Origin of the sequence: Bacillus sp. FSL M8-0256 (assembly GCF_038005765.1) — a bacterium.
Lineage (GTDB): Bacteria > Bacillota > Bacilli > Bacillales > Bacillaceae > Bacillus > Bacillus safensis.
Window position 1 is genome coordinate 3,141,889 of sequence record NZ_JBBOTU010000001.1, and the last position, 16,649, is coordinate 3,158,537.

The 16,649-nt window shown below is 42.1% G+C and carries 17 protein-coding genes; 5 read left to right on the forward strand and 12 right to left on the reverse strand.

Annotation, left to right across the window (positions count from 1 at the left end):
* Positions 1 to 351: 351 nt before the first annotated feature.
* Both fumC and NSQ76_RS16360 read right to left on the reverse strand, forming a co-directional pair.
* Entirely contained in the window at positions 352 to 1,746 is a 1,395-nt protein-coding gene (gene fumC / locus NSQ76_RS16355) for a class II fumarate hydratase (RefSeq protein ID WP_024423418.1), read from the reverse strand.
* A gap of 89 nt (positions 1,747 to 1,835) precedes the next feature.
* A complete protein-coding gene (locus NSQ76_RS16360) occupies positions 1,836 to 2,003 on the reverse strand; it encodes a YvzF family protein (protein ID WP_003213147.1) in 168 nt (55 codons plus the stop codon).
* Positions 2,004 to 2,115: 112 nt separating this feature from the next.
* On the opposite strand from NSQ76_RS16360, the gene NSQ76_RS16365 reads away from it, so the two are divergent.
* The 4 genes from NSQ76_RS16365 to NSQ76_RS16380 are packed head-to-tail and all read left to right on the forward strand — an operon-like array spanning position 2,116 to position 6,145.
* Entirely contained in the window at positions 2,116 to 3,540 is a 1,425-nt protein-coding gene (locus NSQ76_RS16365; protein ID WP_025094130.1) for a spore germination protein, read from the forward strand.
* Positions 3,527 to 4,621: a GerAB/ArcD/ProY family transporter gene (locus tag NSQ76_RS16370; RefSeq protein WP_268422683.1), complete on the forward strand. Its 1,095-nt coding sequence runs from the start codon at positions 3,527 to 3,529 to the stop codon at positions 4,619 to 4,621. The genes NSQ76_RS16365 and NSQ76_RS16370 overlap by 14 nt, the downstream gene beginning before the upstream one ends.
* The gene (locus NSQ76_RS16375) at positions 4,618 to 5,739 is read left to right on the forward strand and encodes a Ger(x)C family spore germination protein (RefSeq protein ID WP_341054878.1); all 1,122 of its coding nucleotides are present in this window, start codon (positions 4,618 to 4,620) and stop codon (positions 5,737 to 5,739) included. Before NSQ76_RS16370 ends, NSQ76_RS16375 begins: the two co-directional genes overlap by 4 nt.
* Positions 5,740 to 5,776: 37 nt before the next feature.
* Positions 5,777 to 6,145 (forward strand): hypothetical protein, encoded by a 369-nt coding sequence (locus tag NSQ76_RS16380; protein WP_041107739.1) that lies wholly within the window; start codon positions 5,777 to 5,779, stop codon positions 6,143 to 6,145.
* A gap of 42 nt (positions 6,146 to 6,187) precedes the next feature.
* On the opposite strand, the gene NSQ76_RS16385 is transcribed toward NSQ76_RS16380, so the two are convergent.
* The 7 genes from NSQ76_RS16385 to NSQ76_RS16415 all read right to left on the reverse strand — a co-directional run bounded on the left by NSQ76_RS16385 (position 6,188) and on the right by NSQ76_RS16415 (position 11,458).
* On the reverse strand, positions 6,188 to 6,823 hold the full coding sequence (locus NSQ76_RS16385) for a response regulator (protein ID WP_024426015.1): 636 nt from the start codon (positions 6,821 to 6,823) through the stop codon (positions 6,188 to 6,190).
* Complete coding sequence (gene liaS, locus NSQ76_RS16390) at positions 6,820 to 7,884, reverse strand: two-component system sensor histidine kinase LiaS (RefSeq protein WP_024426016.1); 1,065 nt, start codon at positions 7,882 to 7,884, stop codon at positions 6,820 to 6,822. Before liaS ends, NSQ76_RS16385 begins: the two co-directional genes overlap by 4 nt.
* Positions 7,881 to 8,672 (reverse strand): cell wall-active antibiotics response protein LiaF, encoded by a 792-nt coding sequence (liaF, locus tag NSQ76_RS16395; protein ID WP_186318686.1) that lies wholly within the window; start codon positions 8,670 to 8,672, stop codon positions 7,881 to 7,883. The genes liaS and liaF overlap by 4 nt, the downstream gene beginning before the upstream one ends.
* A 3-nt stretch (positions 8,673 to 8,675) precedes the next feature.
* Positions 8,676 to 9,545 carry a LiaG family protein gene (gene liaG, locus NSQ76_RS16400; protein WP_216099849.1) on the reverse strand — a complete coding sequence of 290 codons (870 nt, stop codon included), beginning with the start codon at positions 9,543 to 9,545 and terminating at the stop codon, positions 8,676 to 8,678.
* A 104-nt stretch (positions 9,546 to 9,649) separates the two neighbouring features.
* The gene (gene liaH / locus NSQ76_RS16405) at positions 9,650 to 10,318 is read right to left on the reverse strand and encodes a stress responsive protein LiaH (RefSeq protein ID WP_024423427.1); all 669 of its coding nucleotides are present in this window, start codon (positions 10,316 to 10,318) and stop codon (positions 9,650 to 9,652) included.
* 15 nt (positions 10,319 to 10,333) lie between these two features.
* Positions 10,334 to 10,726 (reverse strand): membrane protein, encoded by a 393-nt coding sequence (locus NSQ76_RS16410; protein WP_025094127.1) that lies wholly within the window; start codon positions 10,724 to 10,726, stop codon positions 10,334 to 10,336.
* A 162-nt stretch (positions 10,727 to 10,888) separates the two neighbouring features.
* Positions 10,889 to 11,458, reverse strand: coding sequence for a cob(I)yrinic acid a,c-diamide adenosyltransferase (locus tag NSQ76_RS16415; protein ID WP_025094126.1), 570 nt, complete (start codon positions 11,456 to 11,458; stop codon positions 10,889 to 10,891).
* Between the two features lie 189 nt (positions 11,459 to 11,647).
* On the opposite strand from NSQ76_RS16415, the gene NSQ76_RS16420 reads away from it, so the two are divergent.
* A complete protein-coding gene (locus tag NSQ76_RS16420; protein WP_024423430.1) occupies positions 11,648 to 12,394 on the forward strand; it encodes an SDR family NAD(P)-dependent oxidoreductase in 747 nt (248 codons plus the stop codon).
* 16 nt (positions 12,395 to 12,410) lie between these two features.
* Here NSQ76_RS16420 and pdxA read toward each other — a convergent pair whose 3' ends face one another.
* Genes pdxA through NSQ76_RS16435 form a run of 3 tightly spaced genes read right to left on the reverse strand, consistent with a single transcriptional unit; the run spans position 12,411 to position 16,562 of the window.
* The gene (pdxA, locus tag NSQ76_RS16425) at positions 12,411 to 13,436 is read right to left on the reverse strand and encodes a 4-hydroxythreonine-4-phosphate dehydrogenase PdxA (protein WP_326135769.1); all 1,026 of its coding nucleotides are present in this window, start codon (positions 13,434 to 13,436) and stop codon (positions 12,411 to 12,413) included.
* Entirely contained in the window at positions 13,412 to 14,755 is a 1,344-nt protein-coding gene (locus NSQ76_RS16430; protein WP_216099856.1) for a four-carbon acid sugar kinase family protein, read from the reverse strand. The genes pdxA and NSQ76_RS16430 overlap by 25 nt, the downstream gene beginning before the upstream one ends.
* A 25-nt stretch (positions 14,756 to 14,780) precedes the next feature.
* Positions 14,781 to 16,562, reverse strand: coding sequence for a sigma-54-dependent Fis family transcriptional regulator (locus tag NSQ76_RS16435; protein ID WP_341054895.1), 1,782 nt, complete (start codon positions 16,560 to 16,562; stop codon positions 14,781 to 14,783).
* Positions 16,563 to 16,649 lie beyond the last annotated feature (87 nt).

Consider the following 16,649-nt stretch of genomic DNA (forward strand, 5'->3'; position numbering starts at 1 on the left):
CAAGGAAAATTAAATTCAAATTCTTCCTCTATCGACAGTGTGTCCATACAATACGAACAGGTTGGTTTAAAGCCAAGCATATCGTTATTGAAACTTAGAACATCTTCATACGACTCTTCTGACAGCTCAAAATGAGAGATCAAAAATATATCAATATGATTCCCACCCTCGGGCCGTCTTTGATCAATGTATAACAAAAAAGCTGACTCCTCCGTATCTTGGGACATTACTTGAAAGAATTCAACATCACGTGTCCTCAACCATCTAATAAATCTTGTCTTTAATGTTCTCACAACTATTCACCCCAAATATCTTCCCACATAAAAACCAGGGGCAGCCGCCCCTGGTTTCTTATTTTGCTTTCGGTGTCACCATTTCCTCTGGTTTCACAAATTGCTCGAATTGCTCTTCTGTTAACAGCTCTAATTGAAGTGCTGCTTCTTTTAGTGTTAATCCTTCTTTGTGCGCAAGCTTCGCAATTTTCGCTGCATTTTCATATCCGATGTGCGGGTTTAGTGCCGTCACAAGCATCAATGAATTGTTCAAGTTTTTCTCAATCGTTTCAAGGTTTGGTTCGATTCCAACTGCACACTTGTCATGGAATGAGTTCATGCCGTCAGCAAGTAGTTCAACTGATTGCAGGAAGTTGTAAATGATGACTGGCTTAAATACGTTCAGCTCAAAGTTTCCTTGGCTTGCCGCAAAACCGATTGTGGCATCATTCCCCATGATTTGTGCTGCAATCATGGTTAAAGCTTCACTTTGGGTTGGGTTGACTTTTCCTGGCATAATGGAGCTTCCCGGCTCATTTTCAGGAATGATCAATTCACCAATTCCACAGCGAGGACCACTTGCAAGCCATCTCACATCATTGGCAATTTTCATTAAATCAGCTGCAAGTGCTTTTAAAGCACCGTGTGCATACGTAATTTCATCATGGCTTGTCAGCGCATGGAATTTGTTTGGTGAAGAATTGAATGTTTGACCTGTCAGCTGGCTGATTTCCTCAGCAACATATTGACCGAACTCAGGATGTGCGTTAATACCTGTACCAACAGCCGTTCCGCCAATGGCCAATTCTCTCATTTTTTCAGTTGATTCTAGAATCATTTCTTTTGAACGGTCCAGCATGTATACCCAGCCGCTAATCTCTTGGCCAACTGTCAGCGGTGTTGCATCCTGCAAGTGCGTACGGCCGATTTTCACAATCTCTTGATACGCTTTTGCTTTCTCATCAAGAGTTGTTCTTAACTGGTCAATAGCAGGCAGCAATTTTTTGTACACAGCTAAAACAGCTGCCACGTGCATAGCCGTTGGGAATGTATCATTTGAGCTTTGGCTGCGGTTAACGTCATCATTCGGATGAATGCTGAACTCGCTATTTTTATCTTTCAAGTAAGCAGTTGCTCTGTTTGCAACGACTTCGTTCATGTTCATGTTACTTTGTGTTCCACTGCCTGTCTGCCAAACAACAAGCGGGAAATGCTCGTCATACTTTCCGCTGATGATGTCATCACATACAGCAGCAATAGCTTCTGCTTTTTCGCTTTCAAGGTTGCCAAGACGTTCGTTCGCAATCGCTGTGCTACGTTTCAAAATTGCAAACGCATTCACAACTTCCTTTGGCATTTTCTCAGAACCGATTTTGAAATTTTCTTTGCTTCGTTGTGTTTGTGCACCCCAGAACTTGTCCTTCGGCACTTTGATTTCGCCCATTGTGTCTTTTTCGATTCTAAATTCCGTCATTATGTATCCCTCCATAGCTTCTCATCACTCAACTCTATTCTATACAAAAAACGAAAATCCTTTAAGCGTTTTCAATTAAAATTTTATCTTTATTTTAATTTTAGTTCAATATAAACGCGAACATCCTTCGAATATTTGTATTTTGGGTTCGTTTTTCCGTAATCCTTTGATGTATATGTCACCTCATAATGCTTGTCAAACGACTGTAGAATACGGTCGATCTCCTCTTTTGTTCCTGCTAAACGAATTTGTGCCATCTTGTTTCCTCCAAAACCCTCATTCTTTCTTTTACCACAAAATAATGTAACACAGAATATTGTTTTTTCAAGCAGGTAATGCTAAGAAAAAGATTTGAGGCGGGTGATCCGAATGAATCAAACTCCATTAAAAGAGCACTTATACGATAATCTCTCCGTCATCCTTCCACAATTAAAGGAAATGGACGATTTGGTCCATGAGAAAAAAACGCTGCCTCACGGACAGGTGGTTTACTATTTATACATAAAAGAAATGAACGAAAAGATGGAGATTCAAACCTTTTTAAAGCTGCTTCTCCAAGATCATACGTCTCTCACAAAAGAGAAGCTGGAATCCAATTTATCGATGATGACCACACGTTCGGTGAAAACCTCTGAGGAATTGGTCGATGCGATTTTTGATGGGCATTGTGTTGTTCTGATTAACGGATTTCAGCATGCGTATATTTTAGAAACGCATGGAACGAAGAAACGCAGTATAGGGGATGCTACCTCTGAAACAGTTGTGAGAGGACCGAAAATTGGCTTTATTGAAGATTTAGATACGAACTTAGCTCTTGTAAGACAGCGCTTGAAAAACCCCGATCTTAAAACCGTCGACATGAAGATTGGTCAAAAAAAGTACACCAAAGTGACCATCATGTACATTGACGGTATGGCTCAATCGTCTGTTTTAAAAGAAGTGAAAAAACGGCTCAAGCAAGTCACTATTGATGATATACAAGATTCCGGTGTTCTTGAGGAACTGATTGAGGACAATGTGTACTCTCCTTTCCCGCAAATACAAAACACAGAACGTCCGGATAAAGTGGCATCTGCTTTAAATAATGGACGTGTCGCCATTTTTGTTGACCATTCACCTTTTGTGTTAATTGTACCTGCTTCTCTCGCGACGATTATGCAATCACCTGATGATTATTATGAAAGGTGGATCGCTGCCTCTCTCATTCGGATGCTGCGGTTTACCTCTATTTTTCTGACATTATTTTTATCAGCCATTTATATTGCGCTTGTGTCCTTCCATCAAGGGCTTTTACCAACAACTCTTGCTATTTCAATCTCAAGCACTAGAGAAAATGTCCCCTTTCCGCCTATTGTGGAGGCACTGATCATGGAGATAACGATTGAACTACTGCGGGAAGCCGGTTTAAGGCTGCCAAATCCGCTCGGGCAAACGATTGGACTTGTAGGCGGAGTTGTCATCGGGCAGGCGGCCGTTCAGGCTCATATTGTGAGCTCGATCATGGTGATTATCGTCAGTGTGATTGCCCTCGCATCATTCACTGTGCCGCAATATGGGATGGGCATGTCGTTCCGCGTTCTCCGGTTTGTGTCCATGTTTACAGCAGCTACCTTTGGTTTATATGGGATTGTGCTGTTCATGCTCGTTCTCCTTACTCATTTAACACGGCAAAAAAGTTTTGGGACGCCTTATTTCTCACCAGATTTTGTGTTCAGCTATAAAAACGAAGACAATTCCATCATTCGATTGCCTTTAAAAAATCAAAAGAAAGGAGAACGATATGGTCAATCATAAAGAGTCGATCACCAGCTATCAGGCAAGTGCCATCATTGCCAATACAACATTAGGTGCAAGTATGATGATTCTGCCAAGAGCAATGGCTCAGGCTGCAGCTACACCTGACGGCTGGATTGCGCTCTTACTCATGAGTGGCATTTACATTGTATTTATTTTTGCGAATGTCCTTATGATGAAAAAAGTCCCCTTCTCCTCTTACTATGATTATACGAACGAGGGGCTTGGCAAGTGGATCGGTGCCCTTGCTAACCTGCTCATTATTATTTATTTTCTCGGCGTTGCCAGCTATGAAGTGCGGGCTATGTCGGAAATGGTGAAGTTCTTTTTGCTTCAAAACACTCCTGTAGCGGTGACAATGATCAGCTTTATTTTGGTCGGTCTTTATCTTGTCGTCGGCGGGATTGGTGATTTTGCCAGACTGTGCCCTTTTTTCCTCATTGTCACCCTGATTATCTTATTTATTGCTTACGGACTCAGTGTTCAAGAGTTTAAGTTAGATAACCTCCGGCCTGTTTTAGGCGAGGGCTTCTCACCTGTCTTCAAATCCTTTAATGCATCAGCCATTTCGTTTGTCGGTATTGAAATGATGCTGTTTATGCCTGTCTATATGAACACGCAAAAACACACCTTTGCTTATGGCGCAATCGGCTTTTTGATTCCTGCGATCATTTATATATTCACCTATATTCTTGTCGTTGGTGCGTTCACTGTGAAAGAAACTGCGACGTTGACTTGGCCGACGATTGCTTTATTTCAATCGTTCGATATACAGGGGATCTTTATTGAGCGGATTGAATCTTTTTTGCTTATCGTTTGGCTTGTTCAGCTTTATACGAGCTTTGTAGGATATACGTTTTTTGCTGCAATGGGGGTATCCAAACTAACAAAATTACCCAAAAAAGTCGTACTCGTATTGATGGGAATTGTCATCTACTTTGCCGCCGTTTTCCCAAAGGATGTTGATACAGTGCGTGATTATTTAACCTATGTGAACAATTTATTTTTCCTTTTATTCGGCATTCTCCCGTTTCTCTTATTTATCATCGTATTTTTTAAAAGGAGGCGGAAAGCGGCATGAAAAAGAAAGTGGTTTTTGCATTAATGACCCTTGTTCTATTAAGTGGATGCTGGGATAGTACCAATATTGAGGAACTCAACATGGCGATTGGTTATGGCTTAGATAAAGGAGATGACGGTCATAAGCTTAAAATATCAATGCAAGTCCTTGTTCCTCAAAAAATTGAACAAGAATCCAGCGTAAAAGACCCAACAAAGATTATAGAAACTAGTGGTGATTCCGTACATCAAATATTCCGAACAACGACGCTCAAAAGTCACCGGATTTTCGCCCAGCAGCTGAGGGTGTATTTATTTTCTGAGGAACTCATCAATGAGAATAATTTCGACCTCGTCATTAATCAATTCATTCGCGACAATGAAACGAGGAGAGGAAGCCTCGTCTTTATGACCTCAGAAAAGCCTGGGGACTTGCTGAAAATCAATGACGCTGGTCAACCAGCTTCTTCTACATTATATGACCTTTCTGCGAATACAAAATCGACCATACGTATGTTCAAGCCCGTTTCATTAGGAGATATTTCTTCTGCTATGCAAAACAACGTATCTTTTGCTGTTCCGAAAGTCGGTGTGGATCAAGGGAAATTAATACTCGACGGAGCCTCTATTATTAAGAACAGACGATTTCTCACCAGCATCTCTCCGTTAGCCGTGCAGTCATACAACCTGTTGACTGGGGACGGAAAAGGCGGAGTGATTGAATTTGAATATGATCACAGCATCTATTCGTTTGAGATTTTTAAACTGAAACACAACATTGAAACGAATAAAACAGCGAGCGGAAAATATCAATTTAATGTGTCAGTGGCGCTTGAAGGAAGGTTGTCTGAGGATTGGAATGAGCGGGAAAATGCATTTAATGAAAAGTATCTCCAAGAGATTGAAGGTGTCGTGGAGCGTCGAATAGAGAAAAACGTAAAAGATTTCATTGGGGAATTACAGCATGAGATCAAAGCAGATATTTGCGGGTTTTCTCAAAAAGCGAGTATTGCGTATCCGAAGGACTTTCGAAAAGAAGCGAAGCATTGGGATGAAATTTTTAGTGAATCAGACATTCGTTACAAGGCAAATGTGAAAATCCGTGACTTCGGGACTAAGGGCGCAACACAATCTTTATAGAGTATGTTAAAATGGTAAGAAAAAAAGGGTGTCAATCATGAAACGAGCTTTACTTTCGGCCGGCATTCTATTTTTGATTCTAGGGATACTTCTGTTAATCGTTGTATTCACGCAATCAAAAGAAGATTTCTTCATTGAAGCCGACAGCTTTTCAAGCACATTTTTGATCGTGGTTTATTATGGACAAACCCCTGCGCTCCTTCTGTTGGGAGGCGGATTATTCGTCGGACTTTCACAGATCATTGATTTGCAGGAAAAAAAAGCGGCAGCAGCAAAGGAGAGCGTAAAGCTTTTATCCGAAATGAAGAAAACCCTGGAAGAAAAATCGGCCAAGGAGCAGGAGGCTTTTCCAGTTCCTGAGCTCCATCAACTATCCGAACGTCCGATCACAGGACAGAAGGACTAATTTTACGCATGTTCTAGCAGCTTTCACTTGAAAGCTGTTTTTTTATTGAATCAGCTTATGACGGTGCGCATACACAGCCGCTTGCGTTCGATCTTCCACATCAAGTTTGGAAAGAATGTTGGTAATATGGGTCTTCACCGTTTTAATTGTAATAAATAATTCCTCGGCAATGACCTTATTCGATTTCCCATCCGCAATCAGCTTCAAGATCTCCATTTCTCTTGCTGTTAATGAATCGTGAAGGATGGACCCATTTGATGAATGACGGAGTTTATTCATGACCTTTCCAGCCACTTTTGATTCAAGTCTTGGTTCACCGATACTTGCTGATCTGATGGCATCAGCAATTTCTCCTGCCTTGGATGTTTTTAATAAATAGCTTAAAGCACCCGCCTCAATCACTGGATAGACTTTATCATCGTCAATAAAGCTCGTCAGAACGATGATTTTGGCATCTTCAATTTCCTGACAAATTCTTTTCGTTGCTTCGATGCCATCCATCCCTTCCATGACAAGATCCATTAAAATGACATCTGGCCTTAATTCAACGGCTAGCTCTACACCTTTTTGTCCATCTGACGCTTCACCAATGACTTCAATATCAGCCTGCGCCTCTAAAAAGGCCGCAAGACCCATTCTCACCATTTCGTGATCGTCGATTAAAAGCACTCGAATCATCGAACGTTCTCTCCTTTTCCTTCATCAAAAATGGGAACCTTCACATCAATTTGTGTGCCTTTTCCCTCAAATGACATAATCTCTGCGACACCGCCTACTTCACTTGTTCTCTCTCGAATCGATTCAAGTCCGTAGGAGGCTGTCTTCACATGATCTGTTTGAAAGCCGATACCATTATCAATAATCTTTAGCTGCACTTGCCGGTTTCTTATGAGCAGGCGCACAGTTACCTTTGTCGCCTTTGCATGCCTAAATACATTAGACAGGGCTTCTTGCACAATTCGGAAGAGGTGGTCCTCTACTCCTTTAGATAACGGAACATCATCTTCGATTTCCCAATCAATATCAATCGGCTGCTTTGCTTGGAATTCATTTAGCAGTTCAATTAAGCCTTTTTTCAGGTCTTTTCCTTCTAGCGTGATCGGTCTTAGGTGAAGCAGAAGAGCACGCATCTCATTTTGTGCATCGCCAGCCATTCGTTCGACAAGCTGCATTTGCTTTAATATCTTTTCGTCCTTTTCCTTCATGCCTTCAAGAATAGCTGAAGTCATCATTGAAATTGCAAATAACTGCTGACTGACCGCATCATGGAGCTCTCGTGCAAGCCGCTGCCGCTCTTCTGAGACGACCGATTTCTTCATTTGAACCTGCCATTCAGCCCGTTCATTTGAAAGCTTTTGCAAAGAGGCTACTTGCCCTTCGACCCGCTTCGCCATTTCATTTAATTGATCGGCGGCTAAGCCAATTTCATCGTCGCCAAGAGACGGTAGTCTGTATGCAAAGTTTCCATTTTCAAATTTCAAAATCGACTCAACAAGCTGATCGAGGCGTTTCTTATGCTGATAGCCAAATACACTCCCGGCAGAAATCCCAATCGCAAGACTAACGATGAGTAAAATACAAAAAAACGGTATGCCAAACCAGCGGGTAGAAAGCAGGATCATCGGATCAAGCTGATAATAAAAAAACATCGGCAGTGTCGTCATTGTCACAACACCGAGCGAGATACCGACGCCAAGACGAACAGATTGCCACTGGAGACCTAAATGCAATTTCCTCATAAGTATCTCACATCCACATCTCCGATCAGCAGAGAGATGGAGATTTTCACTTTTCGTTTGCTCTCATCGTAATCGTTGGTCATCACGTACACTTTACTGCCAAACCCGCTTCTTTTTTCATCTATGATTTTCATATCACCAATCGCGGCGGAAGCACTCACACATACTTCAATATCCTGCGGTACGTAAATATCCACATCTCCGATCAGCCCGCTAATCACGATCGTACTCTCTTCTTCTGCGATGATCGCCTTTGATAAATCGATTTTAACATCGCCAATAAAGCCTGAAATCGTCAAATCACTTAATTGAAACGGCTTTTTCATCAGCCTGACTTCACCAATAAAAAAGTCATGCTCTTTGCGCGGCTTTGTCTGGCTTTTTGTTTTCTTCTGATCGCCCTTTTTTTCAAGATTGACTTTCAGTGAAGGCTTCCCGTCTTCTGATGTTTCCTTTTTATCGACATCAAAAACAGGTTTATTTTTCAATAAGCGATAGCCGGCATAAATCAAAAAGGCCGCAAATAGGTAACCTGTTAAACTAAATGTAATATTGAGCAGAAATTTTAAGAAGAGAAAGCCGGCAAAAATATAGGAAACTGAACCGAGCCAACGTTTGGATCGTGAGTGCAGCCAATAACCCGCCAGCGCAAAAAACACAGGCCAAAACAAATCTGCTCCGATCCCAATAATTTTGAGAAATAAATTAATACCAAAAATCACAACAATAATGCCTAATATTTGATTCCTTGTAAAACGCAGTTGACTCGCCTCCTTCCTTTCTTTCATTCATTACCGCAGCTTGAGGTTACCACTTGTCATTTCAATATCGACTAAATGAGTCCCTTTTCCCCGCGTACCTGTAAAGCCTCGACCTTCATTATCCACTTGATCAAAGTCATACGAGTGATCGACGCTTCCACTTGTTTTTTTCACCTGAACGTTGAAATCTCCGTCATCTGGCAAATTAAATTTCGCGCTCCCTGATGTCATATGAAAGGAGACAGGTGACTCAATTGTATCAAAACTTGCTGTCAATCGGCCGCTTGTCATGCCCAATTGCAGCTCGCCTTTGACATCATTAATATCAGCACGCCCTGAAGTTGCCCCAATATCACTATCCTTCGCATCAATGTGCGACACTGCCAGTCTGCCAGAGGTTGCTTTGATTTCTACATTTTTTGCTGAGAAATTCTCAGCTGTGAGGTTTCCGCTCGTTGATTTGAGTATCACATCTTGAAGGGACAGCTTTCCTTCTCCATCAATCTCACTGACGCCGCTTCCACCCGTAATCTTCACATTTTTATGATAATCTGTTGGAATTTTAACTAAAAGCTCTCCTTTTTCAAATTGAGTAAAAAACAAGAAGCTTTTATTTTCAGCACGAATTTTGAACGTACCGCCTGTTTGCTCCGCATACATTTTCCCTTTTCCATTGACAGCAGTCACCGAGATATCAGAACGATTTTCAGGTTTTACCTTCACGCGAAACCCAGAAAGAGAAATATCTAATTGATCAATCTCCTCTTTTTTCGCTGAAGCTGTTGTCACTGTTTTTTCACGGGAAAAACTTAAATGAAAGAGATTTTCATTTTTGAAAAGCATGCCAATCATTAAAAAGATACCTACAAGTATACAAATTAGACCGATTAATCGCTTCATTTATACCATCCCTTTATCTTCTGACCTTTTCATTATAAGGAAAAGCGAAACAGAAAGAAATCAAATATCGGAAGAAAAAGCCTGCTTTTCTTCCGATTTGACCTCTATACGTTTGCTTGCTGCTGTTCAGGCTTTTTCTCAAGTTTCAGCTTCTGCCATTCTTTTTCAACCTCATCGGCGTAGTCTAAATGAGCATATGCCCCTTGATCTGCAAATTGTGCATAGCTGCCTGCTTTTGTTTCCATTTCTTCAATACGGTTCTCCATTCGAAGAAACTCTTTATATGCACTTTCACTGTCTACTTTATTGATGGAATCATTCATATGCTGCTTTGCCTGTGCGGCATTGGCTCTTGCAATCAGGGCCTGCTTCTTGTCTTTTATATCACGCAGCTTCGTTTCTAAGTGCTGCAATTGCTCTTTCAGCTCTTTCAATTGTTTTACAGATTGCTGGTAGGCTTCCTGATATTCGTTGTGCTTTTCTTCAAAATACTTCATTTCTGTGAGCGCTTTTCGTGCAAGCTCCTCTTCTCCCGCATGATATGCCAGCTCGGCCTGTTTCTTTCGCTTTTCAGCAAATGCTTCCGTCTCTTCTGCTTTTCGCAGGAAGCCTTGCTGAATCGTTTGCTGTTTGATGATGGCATGTTTCGCTTTCGCAACATCATCCTCCATATCACGAACGTATTGATTCAGCATGACACGCGGATTCTCCAATTTATCTAAACCCTCATTGACAGTTGCAACAAACATATCTCTTACTCTTCTTAATACCATTTGATATTCCTCCCTTTATTTTTTCTTTAAAAAGTCTTCCCATTCTTGATCAAAAGACGTATGAATCGGTTCTTCCGTATTAGGTGCCGTGTTTGGCTCCATATAGGCTCTGCTTGATGATTTTTCGGTAGATTCACCATTGATCATCGACCAGCCAAAATAAAGAAGTACCCCTGCAAATGCGATGCCGAGTATAAACGGCAGAAATTGCACGACGATCAGTACACCAATGACTGCTAGAATGACACCTAAGGTTTTACTGCCTTTTTCGTATTTTTTAACACCTACATAGATGAGCCCTGCACCAATCAAAACCGGGATCAGACCACCCAATGAACCACCAAAGAAGATGGATAAACCGACAAACAATAAAATTGAACCGATAATGGTTTTACTTGTTATTTTCATCTTCATGCCTCCTTTCTTGCTCCTTGCTTTAACTATAGTCAAAAAAGAAAGCCGGCAAAACGTGTCACAGATTGATCTTTGATTGCGACTAGAGTCGTAACAATGCTCAGACTAAGCGGCAGAACCTAATAAAAAAGCACTCTTCTATGAAGAGTGCTTTCCTTATTTAGAACGAAACACATCGGCACTTCGTTCATATTCAACATCAACTTCACCAAGCCGATAATTCACGATTCGAGCGGCTGCAAATAAATAATCGGATAGACGGTTTACGTATGAGAGCGCAACGGCTGGAATCTCCTCCTGTTTTGCAAGCGTCACAATATGCCTCTCGGCTCTTCTGACGACTGTCCGCGCTACATGTAAGAGAGCAGCGCCTTCCTGACCGCCTGGTAAAATAAACTTGGTGAGCGGCGCGGCCTCTTCTACATAGACATCCATTCTTTCTTCAAGGACTGTCACAGAGGCTTCTGTTAATTTGCTTTCTTTACGTGGTGTCACTGCTGCCAAATCACCACCGCAGTCAAACAGCTCATGCTGTATAACGATCAGCTCTGACAAAAGGTCCGGAAACAATTCGCCATGCTGCCGTAATTTTGCATGCGCGAGTCCAATAAAGCTATTCGCCTCATCTAACGTACCATACGCCTCTACTCTCACATCATCTTTATCGGCTCTTCCTCCGATCAAGCCTGTTTGACCCTGATCCCCGGTTTTCGTATAAAGTTTCAACGGTTTTCCCTCTTTTCTACTGCTTTGTCCTTCTAGTATAACCTGAAGTTAAAAAGATGTATTTGTTTTATTATGAAACACTTTTACTAAAAATCACTCCAACCCTCTTATATATGTTGAATGATGAAACATCCCGTTTTATAATGAATGAAAGCGCTTTTTAATTATGAGAGATGGGGTGGGATGTACGTGAGTTTACAAAATAAAGTAGCAATCATTACAGGTGCAAGCAGAGGAATTGGCCGCGCCATTGCGGAGGCACTTGCCTGCGAAGGAGTGCGCGTCGTTCTCAATGGAACGAACGACATGCTGCTGCAAGAGGTTTGCTCCTCACTGAATAAAAAAGAGAAACGAGCCGTTTATGTTGCTGGTGATGCTAGTTTACCAGAGACAGCCTCTTCACTCGTGGAACAAGCGAAAACACATTTTGGACAGATTGATCTGCTGGTCAACAATGCTGGGATCAATTTACGAAAATCCACAGTCGAGACATCCCTTGATGAGTGGAAACGATTGATTGATATTAATTTGACCGGCACGTTCCTCATGTGCCAAGCGGTCATTCCTGACATGATCAAACAACAAGGCGGAAAGATTATCAATATGAGTTCTACAACTGGCAAAACCCCTCATCACAATGCATCACCTGCATACGGTGCATCAAAGGCAGGCATCAATTATTTAACCATGCATCTTGCCAAAGAATTAGCAGAGCACCACATTCATGTGAATGCTGTCTGCCCTGGTCCAATTGAAACAGACATGAGCAAACAGTGGAGCGATGAATACCGGCGTTCGGTTTTAGATAGAATTCCTTTGAAAACGATTGGAACACCAGAACAAGTCGCAAATGTTGTGACATTTTTAGCTTCTGACCAGTCGGATTTTATCACAGGAGAAACCATCAATATGAATGGCGGAACGTATATGAACTAGAAAAAAAGAGCCTCTCTTAAAGGCTCTTTTTCTTTTCATATTGATTTTCTCTCGTACCAGAAAGCATGATGGCCTGTCTAATAGCTTCTTCCATGCTCGCAGAATCAGCTTTTCCTGTTCCTGCGATATCAAATGCTGTCCCATGATCCACACTTGTACGGATAATCGGCAACCCAACTGTAATGTTTACACCCGACTCTAAGCCAAGCACCTTAATCGGTCCGTGCCCTTGATCATGATACATCGCCACAACGATATCAAAGTCACCTCTTACTGCCCTAAAGAACAAGGTATCAGCAGGCAGCGGCCCAAATACTTGAATCCCTTCTTCCTGCGCTAGTTCAACCGCTGGGATGATCTTCTCCTCTTCTTCTCCGTTCCCAAACAACCCATTTTCCCCAGCATGCGGGTTAATCCCGCATACAGCGATTTTAGGAGCAGAGATCCCAGAACGGACGAGTGTATCATGTGCCAGCTTAATCGTCGTGTATACACGCTCAGGATTAATCTTTAAAATGGCATCCATTAATCCAATATGTGTGGTGACATGAACTACCTTTAAGTTAGGGGCAGCCAGCATCATCGCATAATCTTCTGTACCTGTCAGGTCAGCTAAAATTTCTGTATGTCCTGGATACATATGACCTGCCTTATGAAGTGCTTCTTTGTTTAACGGCGCTGTGCAAATGCCGTCAATTCTACGGTCATTTGCAAGACTAATGGCTTTTTCAAGATATCGGAAAGCAGCATTTCCTGCTTCTTTTGATATGTCCCCAATTGGAATCTCGTTCGTTAAGAGCTTAAGGTCTAAGCACGGAACTGCTCCGGCTTTCACCTGCTCCGCTTCCTCTGGTTCTTTGATACTTACAATCTCCACATCTGTACTCACAAAGTCTTTTGCCCTATTTAATATACTGGTATCTCCGATCACAAATAGAACGGCTTCTTCATGTAAACGTGTTTGCTGAAAAGCTTTTAAAATAATTTCAGGACCAACACCAGCCGCATCTCCCATCGTTACAGCAATGATTGGTTTTGACATTCGACTTCCCCCTCTATCTTTTTCAGCACTTCTACCGCGTGGAGTACTGAATTTTTTTGACCGTAAGCTCCTGCTTTCGTAACCGCATATAAATTCGTATCAACAAGCTGACCGAGCGGGATGCCAGGTTCAATTTCTTTCAGCAGCCGAATACCTCCTGCTCCAAGCTCTTGGCAAATCGCCCGCGCTGTATCTCCGCCAGTTAGGAAAAGTCGTCTCATTCCTGATAATGTGACAATGTCTTTTGTGATCATTCCAAGAAAGACGGACAAAGCACCTCCAACCTCTTGTCTTGACAGCCCTTTCTTTTCTCCGTAAACCAGCATCTTTTCAACCATCTCTGGCCGTGCATCTGTGTAAAGGAGAATATCTTCGTTCTGACGCTTACGCAGTTGATCGAGAACTGATTTTCGTTCCCATGCTTCACGGCCGTTTAATACATTCAGCGGGTTCACTTTTATCTCAAAACAATCGTGAGTTTCTCTTAAATAAGCAAACTGCTCATTTGTTTTTTGAGAGGCACTTCCAGATACGATGAGGACAGATCTCTGTTTTTTAAGGCGAGAAGTATTTCTATGTTTAGCGACATATGCCGATAATGCACCAGCTAGTCCCGCTGAACCGACCCATAGTATTCTTTTATCCATCTTCATAAACACTTCCACAATCCGCCCTAAATCATCACTTGTTTCTGCATCACACACAAACCATTGGTGACCATGCTTCAATAACGATGATACCTCATCATTCGTTCCTTTGAGCTCTTCGCCGATTGTTTGTTGAGAAAGGTTTTTTGGTCTGACGTTCGTCTGCTCCTCAATTAAATCTGATATGCTGGATGTCAAAACTGGTGTTTTCGGATCCTTTGCTGCCTCTGACAGATGAACAGGCACTCCTTCCACATAATGTATGCCATCATTGGTTGCTCTTTGTGCATCTGGGTAGGCAGGTGCGATAACCGCCGCATCAAATGGGCCAATATCCATTAGTGCTTGCAGTTCAATTCCTATATTGCCTCTTAATGTTGAATCTATTTTTTTTAAGAAAAGGTGCGATTCATCTTGGAGAAATGGCTGCACCATTTGGCTGACCTCATGGTAGGCGTTCTCTGAAGACATACTTCGTGAATCGGTATCCACAATCAGCACATCCTCTTCATACCTGTCAATGCCTTCAAATGACGGCTGAAACAGGACAGAGGCTGTGAAGCCCGCTTTGACAAATTGAACACCTGTATCGTTGGCACCTGTCAAATCATCCGCCACAATGATTACCTTTTGCTCTAGTTTCGCTCCTTTTTTTAATAGATCGTTTGTCATTTAGACACCTCGGCCTCATTACATATTATTCCTTTAGCTTTCTCCATAGCGTCGTACGGTTGATATTCAACCGCTTTGCCGCCTTTGATTGATTCATATTTTCTTCTTCCAGCACCGTTTTGATAATCCGTCTTTCAATCTCATCAAGCGTTCCATTCAAATAGCTGGACAGCTGCTTTTCTTCATTTTCAAAAACAAGCTGATCAATTGCTGCCTTTGCCTTATTCAACGTGATATATCCACTTTTTGTCGTCAGCACAAGCTCCTCAATGATCCGCTTGAACTGCCTGACATTTTCTCTGAATTTCTGGTGTTGAAAGGCTTCAATCACATCTGCTGACAGCCCAACCACCTGCGTCCCGTAAAGAGAATTTAGTTCCGCAATAAATAACCTGCTCATGTCCTCAATATCTTCTGGCCGTTCAGATAACGGAGGGACATGAATCGTGAGCTCCTGTAAGCCTGTATATAATTCCTCACAAAACGCTCCAGATTGCATCAATTTGAACAAATCCACTTGAGACGCAGCCATCCAGCGAATATTCTGATGATGATGCATCTGCTCAGCAATGAGCTGCTGTATATCCATTGGAACGCTCTCAATATCCTTTAGAAACATCGTCCCTTTTTGATGCAGAGGGATTGATTTTAAATCTTCCGGTTCTGTCAAACGTCTGCAATGTACCGTTGTAAAGCTCTCATCTTTCCTCTCGCTCATTTGATGGATGGCAAATGCAAGGCTTGATTTACCAGTTCCTTGTTCACCATAAAGGCAAATCGAGCGCTCCGTTTGGCTAAACGCTTTTGCCCTTTTGATCACATCTTTCATTTTCGGGCTCTGTTCTGTAAAAAGAGCAAATGGATGTTCTGAATGAATAGGCGACGCAAGCGTCCAAATACGATGACCTTCTTGATTCATCACAGCCGAAGGCCTTTCAATCGTGACAAGCAACTCGCCTTTCGATAGCATGCTTCCTTTGACATGCCACACTTGCTGCTGATGAGATATTTGAGAATAACCATTTTGTTTCCCTTCTCGAATCGCCTTTAGTGCCGGTTCAAGTGCTGGACACCATGTAATCACATCGGCATGAGAAGCAGACGGTGCAAATAATCCTTTTTCTGTCCATTGTTTCATTTGTTGATTCATAAAATGAAGTTTGTTGTGTGGATCGACGATCAGCATGCCTTTTGGCTCTTGATCAATCATTTCACGAAAAAGACGCTGTTCAGCTGTCGCCTCTTTATATAAACGATACATTTGTTTTGCTTGATGAAATGCTTCTTTGACCGATTCACGACCTGATGTAATGAGCATACTCTGCATTCCCAGCTCTTTAGCCGCTTTATCTGTAATGACATCTCCAAGCACAACCTGTGTCCCTTGATCTTGTAATTGTTTTAAGAGATCCCATACCTCTTCCTCTTGCTGCACTGTGTAAATATCAATTTTAATTCCGTATAATTCCCCAATGGTGCGGACACCTTGAGTGATATTTTCAAAACCCACGACCGCTTTTTTACCTTGATAATCTTTTATCAGCGTTAAGGCACGAAGCAAGTCGTACCCTGACACAGGGATATCCACTACTGGGATGTTCACATGTTTTTGAATGAGCGCAGCTGTTCCGCCCCGGCTCATAATGATATCCATCCCTTGAGCTTCTGCTTGTTCTGCGAGAGCAACCCCAGACCGAAGATCTCCGACTACAAGCTGGAATGTGATATTTTTTTCTTCTTTGGCAAGGTCGATTAACACATCTCCCAACCCTTTATACGGCGCAACACCTAACACTTTGATATTCATGAAAAGGACCCCCATTTTTTATCTCTTCATCATGAGACATACCTTGAGGGAGTCCAGCCGATAGAAAATGGGGACAACCCTCCAAAC